This is a genomic window from Pseudomonas sp. TH31 (genome assembly GCF_016650815.1).
Lineage (GTDB): Bacteria > Pseudomonadota > Gammaproteobacteria > Pseudomonadales > Pseudomonadaceae > Aquipseudomonas.
The window spans coordinates 62,344-85,250 of sequence record NZ_JAEKEZ010000026.1 but is presented as its reverse complement, the minus strand read 5'-3'; the positions used below and the strand labels follow the sequence as shown (position 1 = coordinate 85,250).

18 protein-coding genes and 2 pseudogenes are annotated in these 22,907 nt (G+C 58.3%); 12 read left to right on the top strand and 8 right to left on the bottom strand.

Annotated elements, in window-relative coordinates; all coding sequences use genetic code 11:
* The first annotated feature begins 115 nt into the window (after positions 1-115).
* Genes JFV26_RS18040 through JFV26_RS18025 form a run of 4 tightly spaced genes read left to right on the top strand, consistent with a single transcriptional unit; the run spans position 116 to position 4,010 of the window.
* On the top strand, positions 116-1,126 hold the full coding sequence (locus tag JFV26_RS18040) for an ABC transporter permease subunit (protein WP_201194392.1): 1,011 nt from the start codon (positions 116-118) through the stop codon (positions 1,124-1,126).
* A gap of 13 nt (positions 1,127-1,139) precedes the next feature.
* Entirely contained in the window at positions 1,140-2,051 is a 912-nt protein-coding gene (locus JFV26_RS18035) for an ABC transporter permease subunit (protein WP_201194394.1), read from the top strand.
* Between the two features lie 10 nt (positions 2,052-2,061).
* Positions 2,062-3,030, top strand: a complete 969-nt coding sequence (locus JFV26_RS18030; RefSeq protein ID WP_201194391.1) for an ABC transporter ATP-binding protein — start codon at positions 2,062-2,064, stop codon at positions 3,028-3,030.
* Positions 3,030-4,010 carry a peptide ABC transporter ATP-binding protein gene (locus JFV26_RS18025; RefSeq protein ID WP_201194390.1) on the top strand — a complete coding sequence of 327 codons (981 nt, stop codon included), beginning with the start codon at positions 3,030-3,032 and terminating at the stop codon, positions 4,008-4,010. Before JFV26_RS18030 ends, JFV26_RS18025 begins: the two co-directional genes overlap by 1 nt.
* Positions 4,011-4,115: 105 nt before the next feature.
* On the opposite strand, the gene JFV26_RS18020 is transcribed toward JFV26_RS18025, so the two are convergent.
* On the bottom strand, positions 4,116-4,382 hold the full coding sequence (locus tag JFV26_RS18020; protein ID WP_201194389.1) for a hypothetical protein: 267 nt from the start codon (positions 4,380-4,382) through the stop codon (positions 4,116-4,118).
* Between the two features lie 567 nt (positions 4,383-4,949).
* Between JFV26_RS18020 and JFV26_RS18015 the strand changes: the two genes are divergently transcribed.
* A complete protein-coding gene (locus tag JFV26_RS18015; RefSeq protein WP_201194387.1) occupies positions 4,950-5,315 on the top strand; it encodes a DUF4440 domain-containing protein in 366 nt (121 codons plus the stop codon).
* Between the two features lie 143 nt (positions 5,316-5,458).
* Here JFV26_RS18015 and JFV26_RS18010 read toward each other — a convergent pair whose 3' ends face one another.
* The 3 genes from JFV26_RS18010 to JFV26_RS18000 all read right to left on the bottom strand — a co-directional run bounded on the left by JFV26_RS18010 (position 5,459) and on the right by JFV26_RS18000 (position 9,882).
* Positions 5,459-6,442 (bottom strand): fatty acid desaturase family protein, encoded by a 984-nt coding sequence (locus JFV26_RS18010; RefSeq protein WP_201194384.1) that lies wholly within the window; start codon positions 6,440-6,442, stop codon positions 5,459-5,461.
* 66 nt (positions 6,443-6,508) lie between these two features.
* Positions 6,509-7,567 (bottom strand): hypothetical protein, encoded by a 1,059-nt coding sequence (locus JFV26_RS18005; protein ID WP_201194382.1) that lies wholly within the window; start codon positions 7,565-7,567, stop codon positions 6,509-6,511.
* Positions 7,568-8,298: 731 nt separating this feature from the next.
* Positions 8,299-9,882, bottom strand: coding sequence for a peptide chain release factor 3 (locus tag JFV26_RS18000; RefSeq protein WP_201194379.1), 1,584 nt, complete (start codon positions 9,880-9,882; stop codon positions 8,299-8,301).
* Between the two features lie 442 nt (positions 9,883-10,324).
* Between JFV26_RS18000 and JFV26_RS17995 the strand changes: the two genes are divergently transcribed.
* The 5 genes from JFV26_RS17995 (at position 10,325) to JFV26_RS17975 (ending at position 15,374) form a co-directional block, all read left to right on the top strand.
* Positions 10,325-11,041, top strand: a complete 717-nt coding sequence (locus tag JFV26_RS17995; protein WP_054049992.1) for an ABC transporter permease — start codon at positions 10,325-10,327, stop codon at positions 11,039-11,041.
* A gap of 20 nt (positions 11,042-11,061) precedes the next feature.
* A complete protein-coding gene (locus JFV26_RS17990) occupies positions 11,062-11,955 on the top strand; it encodes a glycine betaine ABC transporter substrate-binding protein (RefSeq protein ID WP_201194377.1) in 894 nt (297 codons plus the stop codon).
* Between the two features lie 9 nt (positions 11,956-11,964).
* Entirely contained in the window at positions 11,965-12,618 is a 654-nt protein-coding gene (locus tag JFV26_RS17985) for an ABC transporter permease (protein WP_201194375.1), read from the top strand.
* Positions 12,615-13,772, top strand: a complete 1,158-nt coding sequence (locus tag JFV26_RS17980; RefSeq protein ID WP_201194373.1) for an osmoprotectant ABC transporter ATP-binding protein OsmV — start codon at positions 12,615-12,617, stop codon at positions 13,770-13,772. The genes JFV26_RS17985 and JFV26_RS17980 overlap by 4 nt, the downstream gene beginning before the upstream one ends.
* A gap of 438 nt (positions 13,773-14,210) precedes the next feature.
* Positions 14,211-15,374 (top strand): type III PLP-dependent enzyme, encoded by a 1,164-nt coding sequence (locus JFV26_RS17975; protein ID WP_201194372.1) that lies wholly within the window; start codon positions 14,211-14,213, stop codon positions 15,372-15,374.
* Positions 15,375-15,454: 80 nt separating this feature from the next.
* On the opposite strand, the gene JFV26_RS17970 is transcribed toward JFV26_RS17975, so the two are convergent.
* The 4 genes and pseudogenes from JFV26_RS17970 to JFV26_RS17955 form a co-directional block, all read right to left on the bottom strand.
* Positions 15,455-15,730, bottom strand: coding sequence for a type II toxin-antitoxin system RelE/ParE family toxin (locus JFV26_RS17970; RefSeq protein ID WP_201194371.1), 276 nt, complete (start codon positions 15,728-15,730; stop codon positions 15,455-15,457).
* The gene (locus JFV26_RS17965) at positions 15,730-15,993 is read right to left on the bottom strand and encodes a CopG family ribbon-helix-helix protein (protein WP_201194370.1); all 264 of its coding nucleotides are present in this window, start codon (positions 15,991-15,993) and stop codon (positions 15,730-15,732) included. Before JFV26_RS17965 ends, JFV26_RS17970 begins: the two co-directional genes overlap by 1 nt.
* 57 nt (positions 15,994-16,050) lie before the next feature.
* Positions 16,051-16,835, bottom strand: a pseudogene (locus JFV26_RS17960) (tetratricopeptide repeat protein).
* Positions 16,832-17,512 carry a Fe2+-dependent dioxygenase gene (locus tag JFV26_RS17955; RefSeq protein WP_201194369.1) on the bottom strand — a complete coding sequence of 227 codons (681 nt, stop codon included), beginning with the start codon at positions 17,510-17,512 and terminating at the stop codon, positions 16,832-16,834. Before JFV26_RS17955 ends, JFV26_RS17960 begins: the two are co-directional and overlap by 4 nt.
* A gap of 207 nt (positions 17,513-17,719) precedes the next feature.
* Between JFV26_RS17955 and JFV26_RS17950 the strand changes: the two are divergent.
* Both JFV26_RS17950 and JFV26_RS17945 read left to right on the top strand, forming a co-directional pair.
* Positions 17,720-19,977: pseudogene (locus tag JFV26_RS17950) on the top strand (TonB-dependent receptor).
* A gap of 235 nt (positions 19,978-20,212) precedes the next feature.
* Positions 20,213-22,738 carry a PepSY domain-containing protein gene (locus JFV26_RS17945; protein ID WP_201194368.1) on the top strand — a complete coding sequence of 842 codons (2,526 nt, stop codon included), beginning with the start codon at positions 20,213-20,215 and terminating at the stop codon, positions 22,736-22,738.
* Positions 22,739-22,907: the final 169 nt, after the last annotated feature.

Below are 22,907 nucleotides of genomic sequence, written 5' to 3'. Positions count from 1 at the left end.
CCCTCACCACTAATAACTTCGCCACCACCCAGGTGAAGTAGATAAGAAAACTCCCGGCGTCCCTGACCCCAGGGACGCCAGGCACGCCTAACCGGCTGATGAGGTACCACACAAGATGTTTAGTTTTATTGCCCGCCGACTGGGGTTGTTGATCCCCACGTTTTTCGGCATCACCCTGCTGACTTTCGCGTTGATTCGCATGATTCCGGGCGACCCCGTGGAAGTAATGATGGGCGAACGTCGGGTCGACCCCGAAATGCACGCCCAGGCAATGGAACGCCTAGGTCTGAACAAACCCCTGTATGCCCAGTACCTGGATTACATCGGCAAGTTAGCCCACGGCGACCTTGGCGAATCACTGCGCACACGCACCAGTGTCTGGACCGAGTTCAGCTCTCTATTCCCTGCGACCCTGGAACTGTCCATGGCCGCGCTGTTGTTCGCCGGCATCCTGGGCCTTCTGGCCGGGGTGATTGCGGCACTCAAGCGAGGATCCCTGTTCGACCATGGGGTGATGGGCATCTCCCTGGCGGGATATTCGATGCCGATTTTCTGGTGGGGCCTGATCCTGATCATGTTCTTCTCGGTGTCCCTCGGCTGGACGCCAGTGTCCGGGCGGATCGACCTGCTCTACGACATTGAGCCGCGCACCGGTTTCATGCTTATCGACACCTTGCTGGCCGATGACGTCGGTGCATTCTTCGATGCCCTGCATCACCTGATCCTGCCGGCCATCGTGCTCGGCACCATCCCGCTGGCCGTTATTGCGCGGATGACCCGTTCGTCGATGCTCGAAGTGCTGCGTGAGGATTACATCCGTACCGCTCGCGCCAAAGGCCTGTCGCCGGCTCGCGTGGTATTCGTCCACGGCCTGCGCAACGCGCTGATTCCAGTGCTGACCGTGGTCGGCCTGCAAGTCGGCACATTGCTGGCCGGTGCGGTCCTGACCGAAACCATCTTCTCCTGGCCCGGCATCGGCAAATGGCTGATCGAAGCCATTGGCGCACGGGACTATCCCGTGGTGCAAAACGGCATCCTGTTAATCGCCTGCCTGGTGATTCTGGTCAACTTCGTAGTGGACATCCTCTACGGCTTTGCCAACCCACGCATTCGTCACCAGCGCTGAGATCATCATGACCATGAGCACTCCAATTCCAGCGGTAGCAGTCGATCAAAGCCTGCTGTACCCGTCTCCGTACAAAGAATTCTGGCAAGCATTCTCCAAGAACAAAGGCGCCGTCGCCGGCCTGATGTTCATGCTGCTGGTCATTTTCTGCGCGATCTTCGCGCCGTGGGTTGCCCCGCACAACCCGAGCGAGCAATACCGTGACTTCCTGCTGACCCCGCCGTCCTGGCTCGAAGGCGGGCAAATCCAGTTCCTGCTCGGCACCGATGAACTGGGGCGCGACCTGCTGTCGCGGCTGATCAACGGTTCGCGCCTGTCCCTGCTGATCGGCTTGTCGTCGGTGGTGATGTCGCTGATCCCGGGGATCCTGCTGGGTCTGTTCGCCGGTTTCTTCCCGAAAATGCTCGGCCCGACCATCATGCGTCTAATGGACATCATGCTGGCCCTGCCGTCCCTGCTGCTGGCGGTGGCGATTGTCGCCATCCTCGGCCCTGGCCTGATCAACACCATTATTGCGATCGCCGTGGTTTCGTTGCCGTCCTATGTTCGTCTGACCCGCGCCGCGGTGATGGGTGAACTGAACCGGGACTACGTGACCGCCGCCCGCCTCGCTGGCGCCGGCCTGCCACGCCTGATGTTCGTCACCGTGCTGCCAAACTGCATGGCACCGCTGATCGTTCAGGCGACCTTGAGCTTCTCCTCGGCGATTCTCGATGCCGCGGCCCTGGGCTTCCTCGGTCTTGGCGTTCAACCGCCAACTCCCGAGTGGGGCACCATGCTGGCTTCGGCTCGCGACTACATCGAACGCGCCTGGTGGGTGGTAAGCCTGCCTGGTTTGACCATTTTGCTCAGCGTGCTGGCAATCAACTTGATGGGCGACGGCCTGCGCGATGCGCTGGACCCGAAACTCAAGAACGCCGCCTGAGGAGATTCAAATGTCACTGTTAGAAATCAAGAATCTCAACGTTCGTTTCGGCGACAAGAACGCCGTTCCGGTGGTCGACGGGCTCGACATTACCGTGGACAAAGGCGAAGTCCTGGCCATCGTTGGCGAATCGGGTTCCGGCAAGTCCGTGACCATGATGGCGCTGATGGGCCTGATCGAACATCCGGGGATCGTCACCGCCGACGCCCTGAATTTCGACGGCAAGGACATGCTCAAGCTCAGCAACCGTCAGCGTCGGCAGATCGTCGGCAAAGACCTGGCCATGGTCTTCCAGGACCCGATGACCGCGCTGAACCCGAGCTACACCGTCGGCTTCCAGATCGAAGAAGTGCTGCGCCTGCACCTGAAAATGTCCAGCAAGCAAGCGCGCAAGCGTGCCATCGAGCTACTGGAAAAAGTTGAAATCCCGGGCGCCGCCAGCCGTATGGAGGCCTACCCGCATCAACTGTCCGGCGGTATGAGCCAGCGTGTTGCAATCGCCATGGCGATTGCCGGCGAACCGAAACTGCTGATCGCCGACGAACCGACCACTGCCCTGGACGTGACCATTCAGGCCCAGATCATGGACCTGCTGTTGGCCTTGCAGAAAGAGCAGAACATGGGCCTGGTGCTGATCACTCACGACCTCGCGGTCGTGGCTGAAACCGCCCAGCGCGTGTGCGTGATGTACGCCGGCCAAGCGGTCGAAGTCGGTCAGGTGCCACAGTTGTTCGATATTCCGGCGCACCCGTACAGCGAAGCGCTGCTCAAGGCGATTCCGGAACACAGCCTCGGCGCCACGCGTCTGGCCACGCTGCCGGGTATCGTTCCCGGTCGTTACGACCGTCCGCAGGGTTGCCTGCTGTCGCCACGCTGCCCGTACGTACAGGATTCCTGCCGCGCCCAGCGTCCTGGCCTTGATCCGAAAAGCAACAGCCTCGCCCGCTGCTTCTACCCGCTGAATCAGGAGGTGGCGTAATGGCCGTCGTACTTACCGCCCGCGACCTGACCCGTCACTACGAAGTGTCCCGTGGCCTGTTCAAGGGCCATGCGCTGGTTCGCGCGCTTAACGGTGTGTCGTTCGAACTGGAAGCCGGCAAGACCCTCGCGGTTGTAGGCGAATCGGGTTGCGGCAAATCCACCCTGGCCCGCGCCCTGACGCTGATCGAAGAGCCCTCCTCCGGTTCCTTGAAAATCGCCGGGCAGGAAGTCACCGGCGCCAACAAGTCCCAGCGCAAGCAACTGCGCAAAGACGTGCAGATGGTGTTCCAGAGCCCGTACGCCTCGTTGAACCCAAGGCAGAAAGTCGGTGACCAGCTCGGCGAGCCACTGCTGATCAACACCAACCTGTCAGCCGCCGAACGTCGCGAGAAAGTCCAGGCGATGATGAAGCAGGTGGGCTTGCGTCCTGAGCACTACCAGCGTTATCCGCACATGTTCTCCGGCGGTCAACGCCAGCGGATCGCCCTGGCGCGCGCCATGATGCTGCAACCGAAAGTGCTGGTGGCGGACGAACCGACCTCCGCGCTGGACGTGTCGATCCAGGCGCAGGTGCTGAACCTGTTCATGGATTTGCAGCAAGAGTTCAACACCGCCTACGTGTTCATCTCGCACAACCTGGCGGTCGTCCAGCACGTGGCCGATGATGTGATGGTGATGTACCTCGGTCGCCCGGTGGAAATGGGCCCGAAGAACGACATCTACGAGCGTCCGCTGCACCCGTACACCCAGGCGTTGCTGTCGGCCACCCCAACCATTCACCCGGACCCGAACAAGCCGAAAATCAAGATTGTCGGCGAGTTGCCCAACCCGCTGAACCCGCCATCCGGCTGTGCTTTCCACAAGCGCTGCCCGTACGCCACCGAACGCTGCAGTACCGAAGAGCCGGCCCTGCGCCTGCTCGACAGTCGGCAAGTAGCCTGCCACTACGCCGAGCAGTTCCTCGACGGCGTGGCGTAAAAAAACGCGCCTCAATCACTGAGGCGCGCTTTTGAAGAGTTGACCAAACCCCTTTTCCTGGATTGCGCATCAGTCCGGTAGAAGGGGTTTTCTTTTGTCCGGGGTTTACGATTGGCTATCGCCTTCCTCGTCATCACTTGAATCAGGATCAGGCTCGTCAGTCGTGGAGTCGTCATCGCCTTTGCTGCCGCCCTGCCCTTCATCGCCGCCCTCGGAGTCCGACTTGGCGATCATCAGACCGCTGCTGTCATGCCCGGGAACACCATTAAATCCTTGGGGATGGCTTGGGCTGGCCGCCCACGCCGCTGACGTGCCGAGGGACAGCATCACCAAAACCTTAAGCAACAGCACAACGCGTTGAAAAATGCTCATAGCCGATTCCATCCTTTCTGAGATGCAGCATGGGTGCCTGCCGGCGCGTAACCCGGTTGCCGTGGCGCTGAATGAAATCTAGTTCCGATCGGCCGGGTTCTCCAGATAGGACGCTAACGAAGGGCGGGAATTGCCATGAATGGGCAGATTGGTTTGGAATAACGGTTATGCCGAAAAGATCAAAAGATCGCAGCCTTCGGCAGCGCCTACACGGGAATCGCAGGAGCTGCCAAAGGCTGCGATCTTTTGACTTTGTGGCAAAGGGGTTTAGCTGCAACGCGATTTGTAGCAGCTGGCGAAGCCTGCGTTCGGCTGCGCAGCAGTCGTAAAACCTGAACGCGAGGTCTTTTTGAAACAACGTGCTGCCTGATTTCACGACTGCTGCGCAGCCGAACGCAGGCTTCGCCAGCTGCTACACGAAGCGCGTTTCGCCTGAGATTTTCTTAACTGGCTGACGTTAGGGCTTGCCCCCTCACGCAGGGGTTTTTGTCTATTCCTGGAGATCGATGTTCTCTGGTGTGCGCTGCGCTAAGGTGACGCGCAGCTGTTCAGACAAAGGGCCCCACCGTGGATCTGTCGCAAACCCTGCTGCTATTCGAACAACGCCTCCTCTCCCAGACCACCCGGCGCGACGCGGAAGAAATCTCACGCCTGCTCGCCGACGACTTCATTGAGTTCGGAGCCAACGGCAGCATCTGGACCAAAGCCGAAGTGGTCGAGCAACTGCCTCTGCAACCCTTCGCCCAACGGACTATCAGCGAGTTCGCCGCCAAACAGCTTTCAGAAGACACAGCCCTGGTGACCTACCACTGTCACACCGTCGCCATCGGCCAGCGTTCCCCCGCCAACAGCTTGCGCAGTTCGATCTGGCGTCAGCAGGGCGAACACTGGCAGATGGTTTTTCACCAGGGAACATTTCTGCCCCAGCGGTGACAGCTAGACTGCTTTAGAGAGTAACCCCACTCTCTGAGATGGCCAAGCTGGTAAAAAACCGCAGCGTTTTCAACGGGCTTTGTCTGCGCCAAACGATCTACAGATGCTTTGCGTACACTGCATAGTCTTCACTCTCGCAGGCGTCAGGCCCGCCGATCAAAAAAATGCCCCATCAATTTCAGTAATGGCCGACGTCGATTTTTCCATGCAAAGCGCCATTCATCAGTTTGTTCTTTTAGATGCTCGCCTTTTTGCTGATGCAAAAGACTGTGTGCTTGAGGCAATCGGTACCAGGGCACCGAAGGGAATGCGTGGTGAACGATATGGAGGTTGAAGTTCAGGATGATGAAGCGAGACCAAAGCGGCAGGCTCCCGCAATCATGAGATACGGTGTCTTGCTCCCAGAACTGCAGTCGATCGGCATCTTTCGCTAAAAGCGGGGCTTCGGCATGATGAGGCAAGTTCAGTAACTCCACCATAAAGAAGAGAATCAGCCATACCGCAAGATAAAAACATGTGAGTTCTGCTAGACGGCCGAAAGCGAGAGCGATAGCCGCGACGATAATGTATCCCGCTATATAAATACGGGCGAAGCGGATCTCGTTCATTATCTTTGATGATCTGTCTCCTTGAGCGCGTGCGACAAACGGCGCGCGCCAATTGGCAAGGAAGTGATTTGCAGCAATCATCGGGATCCAGTGCTTCCACATAAACTCCAGCGTTCTTTCCTGCTTCCTTGTCATCACTGAAAATTTTTCAATCATGCTTTTATTTTCTGGATCATTGACCGGGTGAGCGGTCCACGTATGGTGAGCCATGTGATATCTACGTCTCACCAGAAAAGGAAGGGCAATTAGCCAGCCATTAAAATGTCCAATAAAATTATTAAGTTTTCTATTGCTTGAGGCAGAGCCGTGCAATGCCTCGTGCGAGATGAGATATATCTGTATTACGGCAAGCCCTGCAAGTACTAAAGCAAGGCCTTTAAGTGCTATTGATGAGCTGAGCCATAGGTTCCACGCAAACAGCAGAACAAGAAGATCCGCCCCCCACAACATCAGTGTCCATGGCCCCTTTGCCCCATCGGGAATCTGTTTTCGAACAGCACTCCATTGCTCTCTTGTCATTTTATAATCCCTCGGCAGTCATTCGAATGAAAATGGATTCGGCCAGGCCGACTAAATACTTCAGCACTAATTGGTACGAGCAATAAGAGATAGACTTTTAGTCAACTCGGAGTAGGCATGATCAAAGAAGGCTATTTCAGAATCGAAACCATGGCTTTGCGGAGATTGCAAAAAATTATGGCGTACAAGCATGACGCAATCGTATCGCGCACCGGCATGTACGTGCCAGGCTGGCAGATAGGATGTAATGACAAACCCCAAAGTGACCATCTGGCTGATTAATTCAACTTTATCGGAAAGAATATACGCAGCAATATAGGCAGACTCTGCCCAGAGCGCTATCAACGCCTTCAACTCAAGAAAGACTTCATATTCAGTTATTGCTGCCCCTGTATAGCCCGACAGTGTGAATGCGTTAGCCATTTCATCGCAGGAATATAAAAAAGAGGCGTGTTCTTCAGTGCCTGGCGGCCCAGTGAAACAAGCGCTCGGGTAGGCGCCAGGCACAGGCTGAAGCCCCAATGATTCGTATAAATGATCTTTTATGAAGGAGGGGTTTGATGCGGTGACGTAAGGCGGCGCTATGTGAGTAAACTCACCCGCTGCCGGCGGATGTATCGCCGTGAAATGGTACTCTCTGATACCGTCAACCATATTGGGTCCCCCATCATGTCCCACCAGCACACCTTTGCGAATCTGGTTCATGATGGCGTGGATGGAGTGACTTCTCGGAACATAGAACCCCAACTCCATGAACTCAGGGTCGTGGCCCTCCAGGCTTAGCTTTATCAAACTGGAAATAACTCCGGATCGGCGAGCGCCAGGATGAACAACGCCATAGCATGACTCCCAGGATTGGTTCCAAGTACGACGTGCAATGCACGAACAGCCAACAATTGAAGAGTCAATTTCCAGAACGAACCACTCTTGTAGCTCTGAAACAATCGCGTTGTAAATATAGGGTGGGCTCTGGCATGGATGGGTCGTCTGTCCGTACGACACTCTAAATAACGCCGCTAAATCTTCTGCATCTTCAACCTTCCCCGAGCGAAGCACGAAATCATCAGCTCTTCGCTGAATATCTACAGGCATAGGATTTTTTTCTAAATAACTGATTGTATTCATGACACACCAAACTCTTAAATAGATATTTCGAAAACGAACGGCCGACGTTTATCCATGTGATTTAAGTGCCACAGGCATGCGGCCAACACTTAAACCATGAAATGGCTCCGCTAATGCAGGAAGGGCGTAATAAATAAACTATATGAATCGAGGGAAGGAATAACTTTCGACCACGCAGGAATAGCGCCAGAGCGCTGCCCGCAGAGTTTTGAATGGAACTGTTTCAGGTATATCGGGACCATGCCATCCCGGTACGCCTCCCGTTCAAACCCGAGATTAAAACTCAGACTAATGGAAGGACTTAAAGTGATTATTTCGCAGATTGGGCTTGGATCATCCGTGATCTGGCGCATCATATGGCTCCGGCTTTTGGCATAATTGGATCCTTCCAATTCGCTGCCGCCTGACTATAGATCTTAAATTCGACATGTCAAATAAATACATAAAGCTCGACGGATGAAAACATGATTGACACCTCTAGTTCAACAGCAACAATCGACGGCTTGGCGGGATAAGGAAGATTAAAGCCTGACCCGCCCTGCTGAGTGGTAATCAGGTGATCAAGTCGCGTTCACGCCATTTCTTTTCGCACACCGCCTAATCAAGGCCAACAAAAAACCCTGCAGCTTTCGCCACAGGGTTTTGGGTGCGCCTCACAACCGGTAGGCGCAAAGCTTGCTCGCGATGGCGATTTCGAAACGACCATCGCCGGCAAGTCGTGCGCCTACAAATTAATGATGCTCACGGGTTGCACGGAATTTCACGTCCGGCCAGCGCTCTTCCATCAGTGCCAGGTTCACTCGCGTCGGCGCCAGGTAGGTCAGGTGACCGCCGCCGTCGATGGCGAGGTTTTCCACCGCCTTGACCTGGAACTCTTCGAGCTTCTTCTTATCGCTGCAATCGATCCAGCGCGCAGAGTACACAGTGATCGGCTCGTAGGAGCACTCGACCTTGTATTCCTCTTTCAAACGGCTGGCGACCACATCGAACTGCAGCACACCGACGGCGCCGAGGATGATGTCGTTGCTGCGCGTCGGGAAGAACACTTGGGTGGCGCCTTCTTCGGCCAATTGCTGCAGGCCCTGGCGCAGTTGCTTGGATTTCAGCGGATCGCGCAGGCGTACGCGACGGAACAGTTCCGGGGCGAAGTGCGGGATGCCGGTGAAACCCAGGACTTCACCTTCGGTGAAGGTGTCGCCGATCTGGATGGTGCCGTGGTTGTGCAAACCGATGATGTCGCCGGCAAACGCTTCTTCCAGTTGCTCACGTTCGGAGGAGAAGAACGTCAGCGCATCGCCGATCCGCACGTCTTTGCCGGTGCGCACGTGGCGCATCTTCATGCCTTTTTCGTACTTGCCGGAGCAGATGCGCATGAAGGCAATACGGTCGCGGTGTTTCGGGTCCATGTTCGCCTGGATCTTGAACACGAAACCGGCGAATTTCTCTTCAACCGGTTCCACGGTGCGCTCGTTGGCCACACGGGCCAATGGCTTCGGCGCCCAGTTGACCACGGCGTCGAGCACGTGATCGACACCGAAGTTGCCCAGTGCAGTACCGAAGAACACCGGGGTCAGTTGGCCGTCGAGGAATTCCTGTTGATTGAATTCGTGGCAGGCGCCCTGTACCAGTTCCAGTTGATCGACGAAGCGATCGTATTCGTCACCGAGGTGCGCACGGGCTTCATCGGAGTCGAGCTTCTCGATGATTTTCACATCGGTGCGCTCGTGGCCGTGACCGGCGGTGTACACGATGATGTAGTCGTCGGCGAGGTGATAAACGCCCTTGAAGTCGCGGTAGCAACCGATCGGCCAGGTGATCGGCGCAGCCTTGATCTTCAGGACGGCTTCGATTTCGTCGAGCAGTTCGATCGGGTCACGGATGTCACGGTCGAGTTTGTTGATGAAGCTGACAATCGGCGTGTCCCGCAGACGGCAGACGTCCATCAGCGCGATGGTCCGTGGCTCTACACCCTTACCGCCGTCGAGAACCATCAATGCCGAGTCCACTGCCGTCAGGGTGCGGTAGGTATCTTCGGAGAAGTCTTCGTGGCCCGGGGTGTCGAGCAGGTTGATCATGTGATCGCGATACGGGAACTGCATGACCGACGTGGTAATCGAGATACCACGCTGCTTTTCCATTTCCATCCAGTCGGAGGTGGCATGGCGGTCGGATTTACGGGATTTCACCGTGCCCGCAATCGCAATCGCCTTGCCCATCAGCAAGAGCTTCTCGGTGATGGTGGTTTTACCGGCATCGGGGTGGGAAATAATAGCGAAAGTGCGGCGTTTCGCGACTTCGGCGGCCTGTTTGGTCATGGGAAATCGCCTGGCAGGTGATTCAAAAAAGGGCGGCGAGTATAGCTTAAAACGCGCCCCACGGACCACCGTCCGTAGCCTCCCCCAAACACCGCATCACCCCGTAGGAGCTGCCGAAGGCTGCGATCTTTTGATCTTGTTTTGTAAAAACCGTCGAAGATCAAGATCAAAAGATCGCAGCCTTCGGCAGCTCCTACGGTGGCTATTTGCTGTTAATTATGGAACCTTTTAAAAGGTGGAGGCGTCCACTCCCCTGTTACTGCACTCGTACCAGGGGCTGAAAAATCAGCAAGTTAGCCTGACGAGGCTGCGCTTATGGCTCGATTCATGTCCCTTTGCGGACATAGAACGCGCTGCTTTTCGCGAACGTTTTAGCCCGGCAGCCAGCAATGGCATGCCACAAAGGACTGCGTTCGCCGACTAAGAAAAAAGGAGTCCGCCTGTGGCTATTCGCTATGGCAAGGGGCTTATAGGAGGTGCGGTTGTCGTCGCACTCCTGGCCCTGCTGGTCCACTGGATTGGCATCAACACGATCGAACATTACCGCGACGATTTGTTGTTTTACCTGCAAGCTCACTTGATTCTCGTCCTTGTCTCCATGCTGGCCGCCCTCGTTGTGGGCATCCCCGCCGGTATCTTCCTCAGCCGCCCGACCATGGTTGGCCGCGCTGAACGCTTCATGCAGATCTTCAACATCGGCAACACCGTTCCGCCTCTCGCCGTACTGGCCATCGCCCTGGGGATTCTGGGCATCGGCAGCGGCCCCGCGATCTTCGCCCTGTTCCTCGCCTCGCTGTTGCCGATCGTGCGCAACACCTATGAAGGCCTGAAAAACGTCCAGGGTTCACTCAAGGAAGCGGCCGTCGGTATCGGCATGACCCCGACTCAAGTGCTGTGGCGGGTCGAACTGCCGAACGCCGTGCCGATCATCATCGGTGGCGTGCGCGTGGCCCTGGCGATCAACGTCGGGACCGCACCGCTGGCGTTCCTGATCGGCGCCAACAGCCTGGGCAGCCTGATTTTCCCTGGCATCGCCCTGAACAATCAGCCGCAACTGCTGCTCGGCGCCGCTTGCACCGCCCTGCTGGCCTTGCTGCTCGACGGTCTGGTGACACTCGCCAGCCGCCTCTGGCTCGAACGCGGCCTACGCCCGTCTTAAGCCTCGGCAAAGGAATATTTATGAAAAGACTGACCCTATTACTAGGCTGCGCCCTGCTGTTCGCAGGATTTGCCCAAGCCGCTGAAAAACCGGTGATCCGCATCGGCGCCCGGGTGTTCACCGAACAAACCCTGCTCGCGGAAATCACTTCCCAATACCTGCGCACCAAGGGTTACGACACTCAGGTGACCGGTGGCCTGGGCAGTAACCTGGCCCGCAGCGCTCACGAAAGTGGCCAATTGGACCTGATGTGGGAATACACCGGCGTGTCGCTGGTGGCTTACAACCACGTCACTGAAAAGCTCGACAGCGAACAGTCCTACGCCCGAGTGAAAGAACTCGACGCGAAAAAAGGCCTGGTCTGGCTCACGCCGTCGAAATTCAGCAACACCTACGCCCTGGCCCTGCCGGAAACCACCGCCAAGGCTTACCCGCAGATCAACACCATCAGCGAGCTGAATACGGTGTTGCAGGCTGAGCAGAAGGACAATCACCTGGTGGCGCTGGACACCGAGTTCGCCAACCGTTCCGACGGTCTGGACGGCATGGTCAAGCTCTACGGCATGAACCTGACCCGCAAAAACATTCGCCAAATGGACGCCGGGCTGGTCTACACCGCCCTGCGCAATAGTCAGGTGTTTGCCGGGCTGGTCTACACCACTGACGGTCGATTGAACGCTTTCAAACTGAAACTGCTCGAAGACGACAAGCACTACTTCCCGGACTACACCGCCGCGCCGGTGGTGCGTCAGGTTTACCTCGACGCGCATCCGAAACTGGCCGAAGAACTCAAGCCGCTGGCTGAACTGTTCGACGATGCGACCATGCGCCAGCTCAACGCGCGGGTCGATGTCGATCACGAAAGCCCTTCATCCGTTGCCGCAGATTTCCTGCGCCAGCATCCACTGAACTGAGGAGAAGACATGGAATTTCTAAACGCCTTTTCCCATCTCGACTGGCCGCTGGTGCTGCACCTGACCTTGCAGCACATCACCCTGGTCGGCATCGCCGTGACCTTGGCGATCCTCGTTGGCGTACCGCTGGGCGTCCTGATGACGCGCTTCCCGTCGCTGGCCGGCCCCCTGCAAGCCAGCGCCACGGTGCTGCTGACCGTGCCGTCGATTGCACTGTTCGGCCTGCTCCTGCCGTTCTACTCCAAATTCGGCCAGGGCCTGGGCCCGATGCCGGCAATCACCGCCGTGTTTCTCTACTCGCTGTTGCCGATCATGCGTAACACCTACCTGGCGCTGACCGGCGTCGAACCGGGCATTCGCGAAGCCGCCCGTGGCATCGGCATGACGTTCTACCAGCGCCTGCGCATGGTCGAACTGCCGATCGCGGTGCCGGTGATTCTGGCCGGTGTGCGCACCGCCGTGGTCATGAACATTGGTGTCATGACCATTGCCGCGACCATCGGCGCCGGTGGCCTCGGTGTACTTATTCTCGCTTCAATCAGCCGCAGCGACATGTCGATGCTGATCGTCGGCGCCGTGCTGGTCAGTCTCCTGGCCATCTTCGCCGACCTGCTTCTGCAATGGCTGCAACGCACGCTGACTCCAAAAGGACTGCTCAAATGATCGAACTTCAAAACCTCAGCAAGACCTTCCAAAGCAACGGCAAAGATGTGAAAGCCGTGGACTCGGTAAGCCTGACCGTCAATGAAGGCGAAATCTGTGTGTTCCTCGGGCCATCGGGCTGCGGCAAAAGCACCACGCTGAAAATGATCAACCGCCTGATCAAGCCGACTTCGGGCAAGATCCTGATCAACGGCGAAGACACCACCGACCTCGACGCAGTGACCCTGCGTCGCAACATCGGTTATGTGATCCAGCAGATCGGTCTGTTCCCGAACATGACCATCGAGGAAAACATCACCATCGTCCCGCGACTGCTGGGCTGGGACAAACAGAAATGCCACGACCGCGCCCGCGAGTTGATGAGCATGATCAAGCTCGAACCCAAGCAGTACCTGACTCGCTACCCGCGTGAACTGTCCGGTGGTCAGCAGCAGCGGATCGGCGTGATTCGTGCGCTGGCCGCGGATGCCCCGCTGTTGTTGATGGATGAGCCGTTCGGCGCGGTCGACCCGATCAACCGCGAGATGATCCAGAACGAGTTCTTCGAGATGCAACGTGCGCTGAACAAGACCGTGATCATGGTCAGCCACGACATCGACGAAGCCATCAAGCTCGGCGACAAGATTGCGATCTTCCGCGCCGGCAAGCTGTTGCAGATCGATCACCCGGACACGCTGCTGGCGCACCCGGCAGACGACTTTGTCAGCAACTTCGTCGGCCAGGACAGCACCCTCAAGCGCCTGTTGCTGGTGAAAGCCGAAGACGCGGCGGACAACGCGCCGTCGGTGAGCCCGGAAACCCCGGTGGCCGAGGCCCTGGAGTTGATGGACGAACTGGACCGTCGTTATGTCGTGGTGACGTGCTCCGACAACAAGGCGCTCGGTTATGTGCGACGTCGCGACTTGCACCGTCAGGCCGGTACGTGTGCGCAGTACCTGCGCGAGTTCAACGCCACCGCCGCGTTCGACGAGCATTTGCGCATCCTGCTGTCGCGCATGTACGAGTTCAACCGCTCGTGGCTGCCGGTGATGGATGCCGAGCGAGTGTTCCTGGGGGAAGTGACGCAGGAATCGATTGCCGAGTATTTGAGCTCCGGCAAGTCCCGTGGCGGCAAGACCAGCATTGTTTCGCCAGCCGAGACGGCTGTCGCCTGATCTGACGCCTTCGCGGGCAAGCCTCGCTCCTACAGGTGCAATCAAACCTGCAGGAGCGAGGCTTGCCCGCGAATGGGGCACCAAAATCCCGCCTGAACCACCTCAAATCTCCCTTCTACGGGAACATCACACTGTCATGCAGGTCGGTTACATCAGTAGCTGTCCGGGACCGCACGACGGAAGCGTGTAAAAACGCGACATTTTTTGTTGATCTCAAGCCCCTCACGCCCTAAAGTTCGCGCCGAACGTCCATGCTGGAAACGATCCATCCGGCTCAAGTACTGACGACGAGACAGCAAGGCCAAGGGAAGCAGCATTTCCCATGGCCTTTTTGCTTTCGGCGACATGCCTTGGGAAGTAGGCGAACCAAAGTGGGGATACGGAGGACGTTCATTTGCACCCATTTATTTACTCAGTTTGCCAGTAGGAGTCCCAAGCATGTCGATCAACGTCGAAGACTATTTCGCGCGTGAAACCTTCAACAAAATGAAGGCGTTTGCCGACAAACAAGAAACCCCGTTCGTGGTGATCGACACCGCGATGATCAGCCAGGCCTATGACGACCTGCGCGCCGGTTTCGAATTCGCCAAGGTCTACTACGCGGTCAAGGCCAACCCGGCCGTCGAAATCATCGACCTGCTCAAAGAGAAAGGCTCGAACTTCGACATCGCGTCGATCTACGAGCTCGACAAAGTGATGAACCAGGGCGTTGGCCCGGATCGCATCAGCTACGGCAACACCATCAAGAAATCCAAGGACATTCGCTACTTCTACGAGAAGGGCGTGCGTCTGTATGCCACCGACTCCGAAGCCGACCTGCGCAACATCGCCAAGGCGGCACCGGGTTCGAAAGTCTACGTGCGCATCCTCACCGAAGGCTCGACCACCGCCGACTGGCCTTTGTCGCGCAAATTCGGCTGCCAGACCGACATGGCCATGGACCTGCTGATCCTCGCCCGTGACCTGGGCCTGGTGCCTTACGGCATCTCGTTCCACGTCGGCTCGCAACAACGCGACATCAGCGTCTGGGACGCAGCGATCGCCAAGGTCAAAGTGATCTTCGAACGCCTGAAAGAAGAAGACGGCATTCACCTGAAGCTGATCAACATGGGCGGTGGCTTCCCGGCCAACTACATCACCCGCACCAACAGCCTGGAAACCTACGCTGAAGAAATCATCCGCTTCCTCAAGGAAGATTTCGGCGACGACCTGCCGGAAATCATCCTGGAACCGGGCCGTTCGTTGATCGCCAACGCCGGCATCCTGGTCAGCGAAGTCGTGTTGGTCGCGCGTAAATCCCGTACCGCGGTAGAGCGCTGGGTGTACACGGATGTGGGCAAGTTCTCCGGCCTGATCGAAACCATGGACGAAGCCATCAAGTTCCCGATCTGGACCGAGAAAAAAGGCGAGATGGAAGAAGTCGTCATCGCCGGCCCGACCTGCGACAGCGCCGACATCATGTACGAGAACTACAAGTACGGTTTGCCGCTGAACCTGGCCATTGGTGATCGTATGTACTGGTTGTCGACCGGTGCCTACACCACCAGCTACAGCGCCGTTGAATTCAATGGCTTCCCGCCGCTGAAATCGTTTTACGTGTAAGCGCAGTACGCAAAAACCAAAAAGCCCATGACGTGTCATGGGCTTTTTTGTGTCTGGCATTCCAAGCTGCAGGGACGATGTTATCGATCTTCTCTCACATGCCACAGACGAAGAATGTAGAGCGTGGAGCCTTGAATCTCATACCGCATTTCGTAATGGCCGACCAAAAGTCTGCGCACATCGCGCGGTTCAAACTCGTCGACCCTCTCTCCTATTCGCGGATTGCTGAGTAAAGCCGTGGGGGCTTGAGTGAGAGACTGCACAGTACGAGCGGCTGCAAGACGATTGGCAATGACCAGAAAATCGAAAAGCCGCGCGAGATCCGATAACGCCTTATTCGTCCACTTCAACTCCATCAATGCGGAACCGGTAACGGCGTATCGGTATTCAAACTTTCTGCCCAAGCTTGTACAGACTGATGATCGATCACCCGCCCAGCATCAACGTCAGCCATTGCTTCGCGCGTAAGTCGGCTTCGCTCCTCCTCCAGATCGACCCAGTCGGCAAGCGCCTGCTTCACGATCCAGCCCCGGGAACGCTCCATTCTGGCAGCCATCTGGTCGACTTTATCGGCAAGCTCCAAGGGTACATGGGCAGTGAGTACTTTGGTCGCAGCCATGATTTCGTCTCCAGGAAGCAGTTTGATAAGTTGTGATTAGTTTTCAATCATAGTGATTTAAAGCGACTCAACAACCCCAATTACATTCCGTTCATCGCTCAGTTGAATGCAGCGTCGATGATAAAGCGCCGCTAACTCGCGAATGCGTGGATGCTCTGCGCCCAGGAGGGTCTGACTCGCCACCCGCAAAAACTCAGATTCCCGCCGGCCAATGCCTTGCGCAACCAATCCAGCGCGTCGTCGATATGGCCCTGATCCGCCAGCACCGTGGCGTAACTGAACTGCCCACGAAAGTCCCCGCCGAGCGCCGAGCGTCGATACCAGTCGCGCGCAGCCTGCGGATCCGCCTGACAAACCCGTCCGTCTTCCAGATAACGCCCCAGCAGGTTCATCGATTTCGCATGGCCCAATTCGGCGGCGCGGCGATAAAGAATCAGCGCGAGCACCTGGTCTTCTGCCACGCCGCGCCCGGTGGCCAGCAGGTTGGCGTAGTTGTACATTGCCCAGTCCAGGCCGGCCTCGGCGGCGCCACGATAATATTTCGCGGCGAGCGTGGCGTCGGCGGTGCACCCCCAGCCATGTTCATGACAACGACCGAGCATGTTGCGCGCCATCAAATGTCCGCTCTGGGCGGCGATCCCGAACCAGCGCACTGCCAGTGGCTGATCCTGCTCGATGCCCTGCCCGTCCAGCAGAATCTGCCCCAGCAGCGCCTGAGCATCGAGCACGCCTTCGCGCGCCGCGAGCAGAATCGCCTGGGCCGCCCGCGCGGGGCTTTCCTCAAGCATGGCTTTGAGCCGGTCACCGTCGAGGACTTCCTCGCGACGCAGTTGATAACTCATACCTCGACCCAGCGGCGCAACAGGTTGTGATAAGTGCCGGTGAGGCGAATCAGCGAAGGATGGTCGGGCATGTCCTGGGTCAGTTGCTGGATTGCCCCGTCCATCTCGAACAGCAAGGCGCGCTGGCTGTCTTCGCGGACCAGGCTCTGTGTCCAGAAGAATGAGGCATAACGCGCCCCCCAGGTGACGGCGTTGACCTTGTGCAGGCTGCTGCCGGGGTACAGGACCATGTCACCGGCGGGCAACTTGACGCGTTGGGTGCCAAAGGTGTCCTGGATTTCCAGTTCACCGCCGTCGTAGTCGTCCGGTTCGCTGAAGAACAGCGTCGCCGACAGGTCGGTGCGCACGCGCTCGAGGCTGCCCTTGGGCTGACGCACGGCATTGTCGATGTGGAAGTCGAAACTGCCGCCCGCCGTGTAACAGTTCAGCAACGGCGGGAAGACCTTGCTCGGTAACGCCGCTGACATGAACTGTGGATTTTTCCACAACCGCTCAAGCATCGCCGCACCGATTTCCTTGGCCAGCGGATGACCTTCCGGCAATTGCAAGTTGTGCTTGGCCTTGGCCGACTGAAAGCCGGCGGTGATTTTTCCGTCGGCCCAATCCGCTTGCTCCAGGGCCTCGCGGATGCGCTGCACTTCTTCTTTCGCGAACACGCCGGGAATGTGCAGCAACATGGAGACGACACCTGAAAACAGAGGGGCGCCAATGGTATTGATTCTTATTGCCCGTGTAAAACCCCAGAGACGAACGAGACACCAAAAACCGTAAGGTCAAATTGTAAAGAATGTAAATTTGTCACGAATAATAATGTTTCGCAATTGATACAGATACCTGTTTACCTTATATTCCGCGGCCTCAAATCCTTGGGGAGGGGAATTCACATGTCACGCCAACCACTACAATCACCCGTCCGTTCACCGCGCTTGCTCGCCTCTGCCATTGGCATGGCAATTACCGCCGGCTCCGCTGGCCAGATGGTTTTCGCGGCCGAGAAGACGGACGAAAAAGCACCGGGCAATGCGATTTCCCTCGACGCCACCAGCGTTGTTGGCGACCAGGAAGACACCTCCTACAAAACCGATACCTCGGCCTCCAAGAAGTACACTGCGCCGCTTCGCGAAACGCCAAAAAGCGTCACTGTGATCCCGCAACAAGTGATCCGCGACACCGGCGCGACCAGTCTGGTCGACGCCTTGCGCACCACGCCGGGCATCACCTTCGGTGCCGGCGAAGGGGGCAACCCGGCCGGCGACCGTCCGATCATTCGCGGCTTCAACGCTGAAAGCGATGTGTTCATCGACGGCATGCGCGACCCCGCGTCCCAAAGCCGCGAGATCTTCGACGTTGAATCGGTCGAAATCAGCAAAGGCCCGGGCTCGGCCTTCACCGGCGCCGGCTCCACCGGTGGTAGCCTGAACCTGGTCAGCAAGACCGCCAAACTGGGCAACTTCTACGACGGCGGCTTCACCTGGGGCTCGGACCAGACCAAGCGCACCACCCTCGATCTGAACCAGCAGATCAACGACACCTCGGCCTTTCGCCTGAACCTGATGAAGCACGAAGCCAACGTCGCCGGCCGTGATGCCGTGGAGGTCAGCCGCTGGGGCGTGGCGCCGACCTTCTCCTTCGGCCTGGGCACCGACACCCGTGTGATCGTCGGTTACTACCACAACGAAAGTAACGATATCCCGGACTACGGCATCCCGTTGACCCTCAGCCCGAATCGCAGCAAGTACCAGGTCGACAAACCGGCCAACGTCAATCGCGACAACTTCTACGGCCTCACCGGTCGCGACTATCGCGAGACCAGCGACGACAGCGGCACCCTCAAGATCGAGCACGATCTGAATGATGGCCTGACCGTTTCCAACAGCTTCCGCATGTCCCGTTCGACCCTGGACTACATCGTCAGCAACCCTGACGACAGCAAGGGCAACGTAACCAACGGTAGTGTGTACCGTGGCGCGAAAAGCCGTAACTCGACGTCCAGCGGCTGGGTCAACCAGACCGACCTGAGCGCCAAGTTCAATACCGGCGCGATCGAACACAGCCTGGTCACCGGCCTGGAGTTCTCTTATCAGGACACCCACAACCGCCCGTACATCCTGACCTCGACCGCCAGCGGCACCACATGCAACCGCGCACTGTTCAACTCCGGCGCCTGCACCAACCTGTACAAGCCGACGCCTGGGGATAACTGGTCGGGCACTATCACCGACAGCAACGCCTTCACCGACACCGACACCAAAACGGCTGCCGCTTATGTGTTCGACACCCTGAAGTTCAACGAACAATGGTCCCTGAACCTGGGGCTGCGTTACGACAACTACCAGACCGAATCCAGCGGCTACGCCAATGCGGGCCGTACCACGCCAGCGGGCAGTTTCTCCCGGAGAACACCAGCGACCTGCTGAACTACCAGATCGGCGTGGTCTACAACCCGTTGCCTAACGGCAGCGTGTACGCGGCCTACTCCACCTCCAGCAACCCGGCCGGTGAAACCAGCGGTAACGGCAGCCTGGAACTGGCGGCGAACAACAGCGACCTGGAGCCGGAAAAGAACCGCAACTACGAAGTCGGCACCAAGTGGGACTTCTTCGGTGACGACCTGTCGCTGACCGCCGCACTGTTCCGCACCGAGAAAACCAACGCCCGTATCGACGATCCGGACGGCGCCACCACCCAAGTGCTGGACGGCGAGCAAACCGTCAACGGCCTGGAACTGACCTACACCGGCAAACTGACCCGTAACTGGAAAGTCTTCGGCGGCTACACCTACATGGAAAGCGAAGTGGTCAAGACCACCCTCGCGGCCGACAAAGGCAACCATATGCCAAGCACTCCACGGAACAACTTCACCCTGTGGTCGACTTACGACCTGATCCCGGAAAAGTTGACCGTTGGCGGCGGCGCGACCTTCGTCGACTCGCAGTTCGGCAACGTCGCCAACTCGGTGGAGATCCCGTCCTACTGGCGTTACGACGCAATGGCCAGCTACGCCCTGACCAAGAACGTCGACCTGCAACTCAACGTGCAGAACCTGACCGACAAGCGTTACTTCGACCAGGTATTCCAGACACATTACGCCCACGTGGCGGCGGGTCGTACCGCGCTGCTGAGCGCGAACTTCCACTTCTAACCCAATCACTGTAGGAGCTGCCGAAGGCTGCGATCTTTTGATGTTGATTTTGGCGGTACTGAAATCGCCAAAAGTCAAAAGATCGCAGGCTTCGCCAGCGCCTACGTTGCCATCGGGCTGAAGCCCCGTTCATCCAGGTGAACGGGGCTTTTGTGCGTAATAAAGAATGTTTCTCGACAACCCACGGCATAATGCGCGCCGTGATGATTATTTTCGAACGAACAAGGCGAGCGACGTGTTGAAGAAAACCCTGTTCCAGTTGCACTGGTTTTTTGGCATCAGCGCCGGGCTGATCCTGGCCTTGATGGGCATCACCGGGGCAACCGTGTCGTTTCAGGATGAAATCCTGCGGGCCTTGAATCCTTCTGTGCTGCAGGTCAAGAAGCAGGTTGCCGGCGTCCTGCCGCCCGTCGAACTGGTTGAACGGATCGAAGCCGCGTCCGGCAAGAAAGTCTCGATGCTCTGGGTCGAGACCGACAGCGGCAACGCCGCGCGGGTGATCTACACCCCGCCGCCGGGCGAGCGCCGCGGCGAGATGCGTTACTTCGACCCGTACACCGCCGAGTTCATGGGCGACGCCACCGGCCAGGACTTCTTCGCCCTGATGCTGCAATTGCACCGCTTCCTCGCGATGGGCGATACCGGGCGGCAGATCACTGGTGCGTGCACGTTGATCCTGGTGTTCTTCTGCCTCTCCGGCCTGTACCTGCGCTGGCCGCGCCAATGGAAAAACTGGCGTGCCTGGCTGACCCTGGACTGGAAGAAAAAGGGCCGCAGCTTCAACTGGGATTTGCACTCGGTAGCCGGGACCTGGTGCCTGATGTTTTACCTGTTGGCCGCGCTGACCGGGTTGTCCTGGTCTTACGAGTGGTACAACCAGGGCCTGACCAAACTGCTGTCGGATGCGCCGCAAAACGAACGGGTTCGCAACCGCGGGCCGGCACCGAGCGGTCCGGCGCCGACTGCCGATTACGCTGCGATGTGGAGCAGCATCTACAGCGCCGCCGGCCCACACCTGTGCGCCTACAACATCCGCATGCCGCCGGTGGCTGGCCAGCCGGCCACGGTGTTCTACCTGCTGAACACCTCGCCCCATGACCGCGCGCTGAACCAGATCACTCTTGATCCAGCGACCGGTATCGTCAAACGCCATGATCGCTACAGCGACAAGAGCCTCAAGGCGCAATTACTGACCAGCCTCTACGCGCTGCACACCGGCAGTTACTTCGGCATCATCGGGCGGATCATCCTGACGCTCAGCGCGCTGACCATGCCACTGTTTTTCGTCACGGGCTGGTTGCTGTACCTGGATCGTCGGCGCAAGAAACGCCAGATCAAGGACGCGCGTAAAGGCCTGGTGCAACCGGGCGGCGACGCACCCGCGTGGCTGATCGGCTTCGCCAGCCAGAGCGGCTTTGCCGAGCAACTGGCCTGGCAGACCGCCGGGCAATTGCAGGCCGCCGGGTTGCCGGTGAAGGTGCAGCCGCTGGCGAATGTCAGCGAACAGGATCTGTGTGATTCGAGCAATGCGCTGTTTGTGGTCAGCACCTTCGGCGACGGCGAAGCGCCGGACAGCGCCCGTGGTTTCGAACGCAAGGTGCTGGGCCGGGCGTTGAGCCTGGAGAGTTTGAACTACGCGGTGCTTGGTCTCGGTGATCGGCAATATCAACACTTCTGCGGCTTCGCCCGCCGCTTGCACGCCTGGCTCGGCGAACACGGCGGCAAGACGCTGTTTGCCCCGGTGGAAGTCGACAGCGGCGACCCCTACGCCTTGCGTCACTGGCAACAGCAACTTGGCCTGCTGACCGGACAGGCGCCGGTGGACACCTGGCAAGCGCCCAGCTACGACAACTGGACGCTGGCCCGTCGCGAACTGCTCAACCCGGACAGCTGCGGTTCGCCGGTGTACCTGGTGGGTCTTATTGCCCCAAGCACCAGCAGTTGGCTGGCCGGTGACCTGGTGGAAGTCATGCCGCGCAATTGCCCGTGGGCGATTGAGCATTTTCTCGATGGCTTGGGGATTGACGGTCGGGCCAGCGTTGAACTCGATGGTCTCTCGCAACCGCTGGATCAAGCCCTCGCCAGTCGACAACTGGCCGAAAACCGGGCGCATCTGGTGGGTCTGCACGCCCAGGCATTGGTGCAGGCGCTGGTGCCGTTGGCCATGCGTGAATACTCGATTGCCTCGATTGCCGCCGACGGCGTGCTGGAACTGATCGTGCGCCAGGAACAGCACCCCGACGGCAGCCTCGGCATCGGCTCCGGCTGGCTGACCGAACACGCGCCAGTGGGTGCCAGCATCAGTTTGCGGATACGGCGCAACAGCGGTTTCCACCTGCCGACCGAGCCGGTGCCGATGATCCTGCTGGGCAACGGCACGGGCCTGGCCGGGCTGCGCAGTTTGCTCAAGGCGCGGATTGCCGACGGACAGCAACGGCATTGGCTGTTGTTTGGCGAGCGAAATCGCCAGCACGACTTCCTGTGTCGCGATGAGCTGGAGGGCTGGTTGATTGAGGGTGATCTGGAGCGCCTGGACCTGGCGTTTTCCCGGGATCAGGCCGAGAAAATCTACGTCCAGGATCGCCTGCGCGAATCCGCCGCCGAGCTGAAAAAATGGCTGGCCGACGGCGCCGTGATCTACATCTGCGGCAGCTTGCAAGGCATGGCGTCGGGCGTGGATCACGCGCTCAACCAAGTGCTCGGCATCGAAGAGGTCGATCGCTTGATCGAACAAGGCCGCTACCGCCGCGACGTTTACTGACACAACACATCCCCTGTGGGAGCGGGCTTGCTCGCGAAAGCGATCTGACAGCCAACATCTTCATTGAATGTGAAGCCGTCATCGCGAGCAGGCTCGCTCCCACAATGGTTCGGCGTCAGGCATAAAACCTGTGCCCCCCACAATCCCTGTAGGAGCAAAGCTTGCTCGC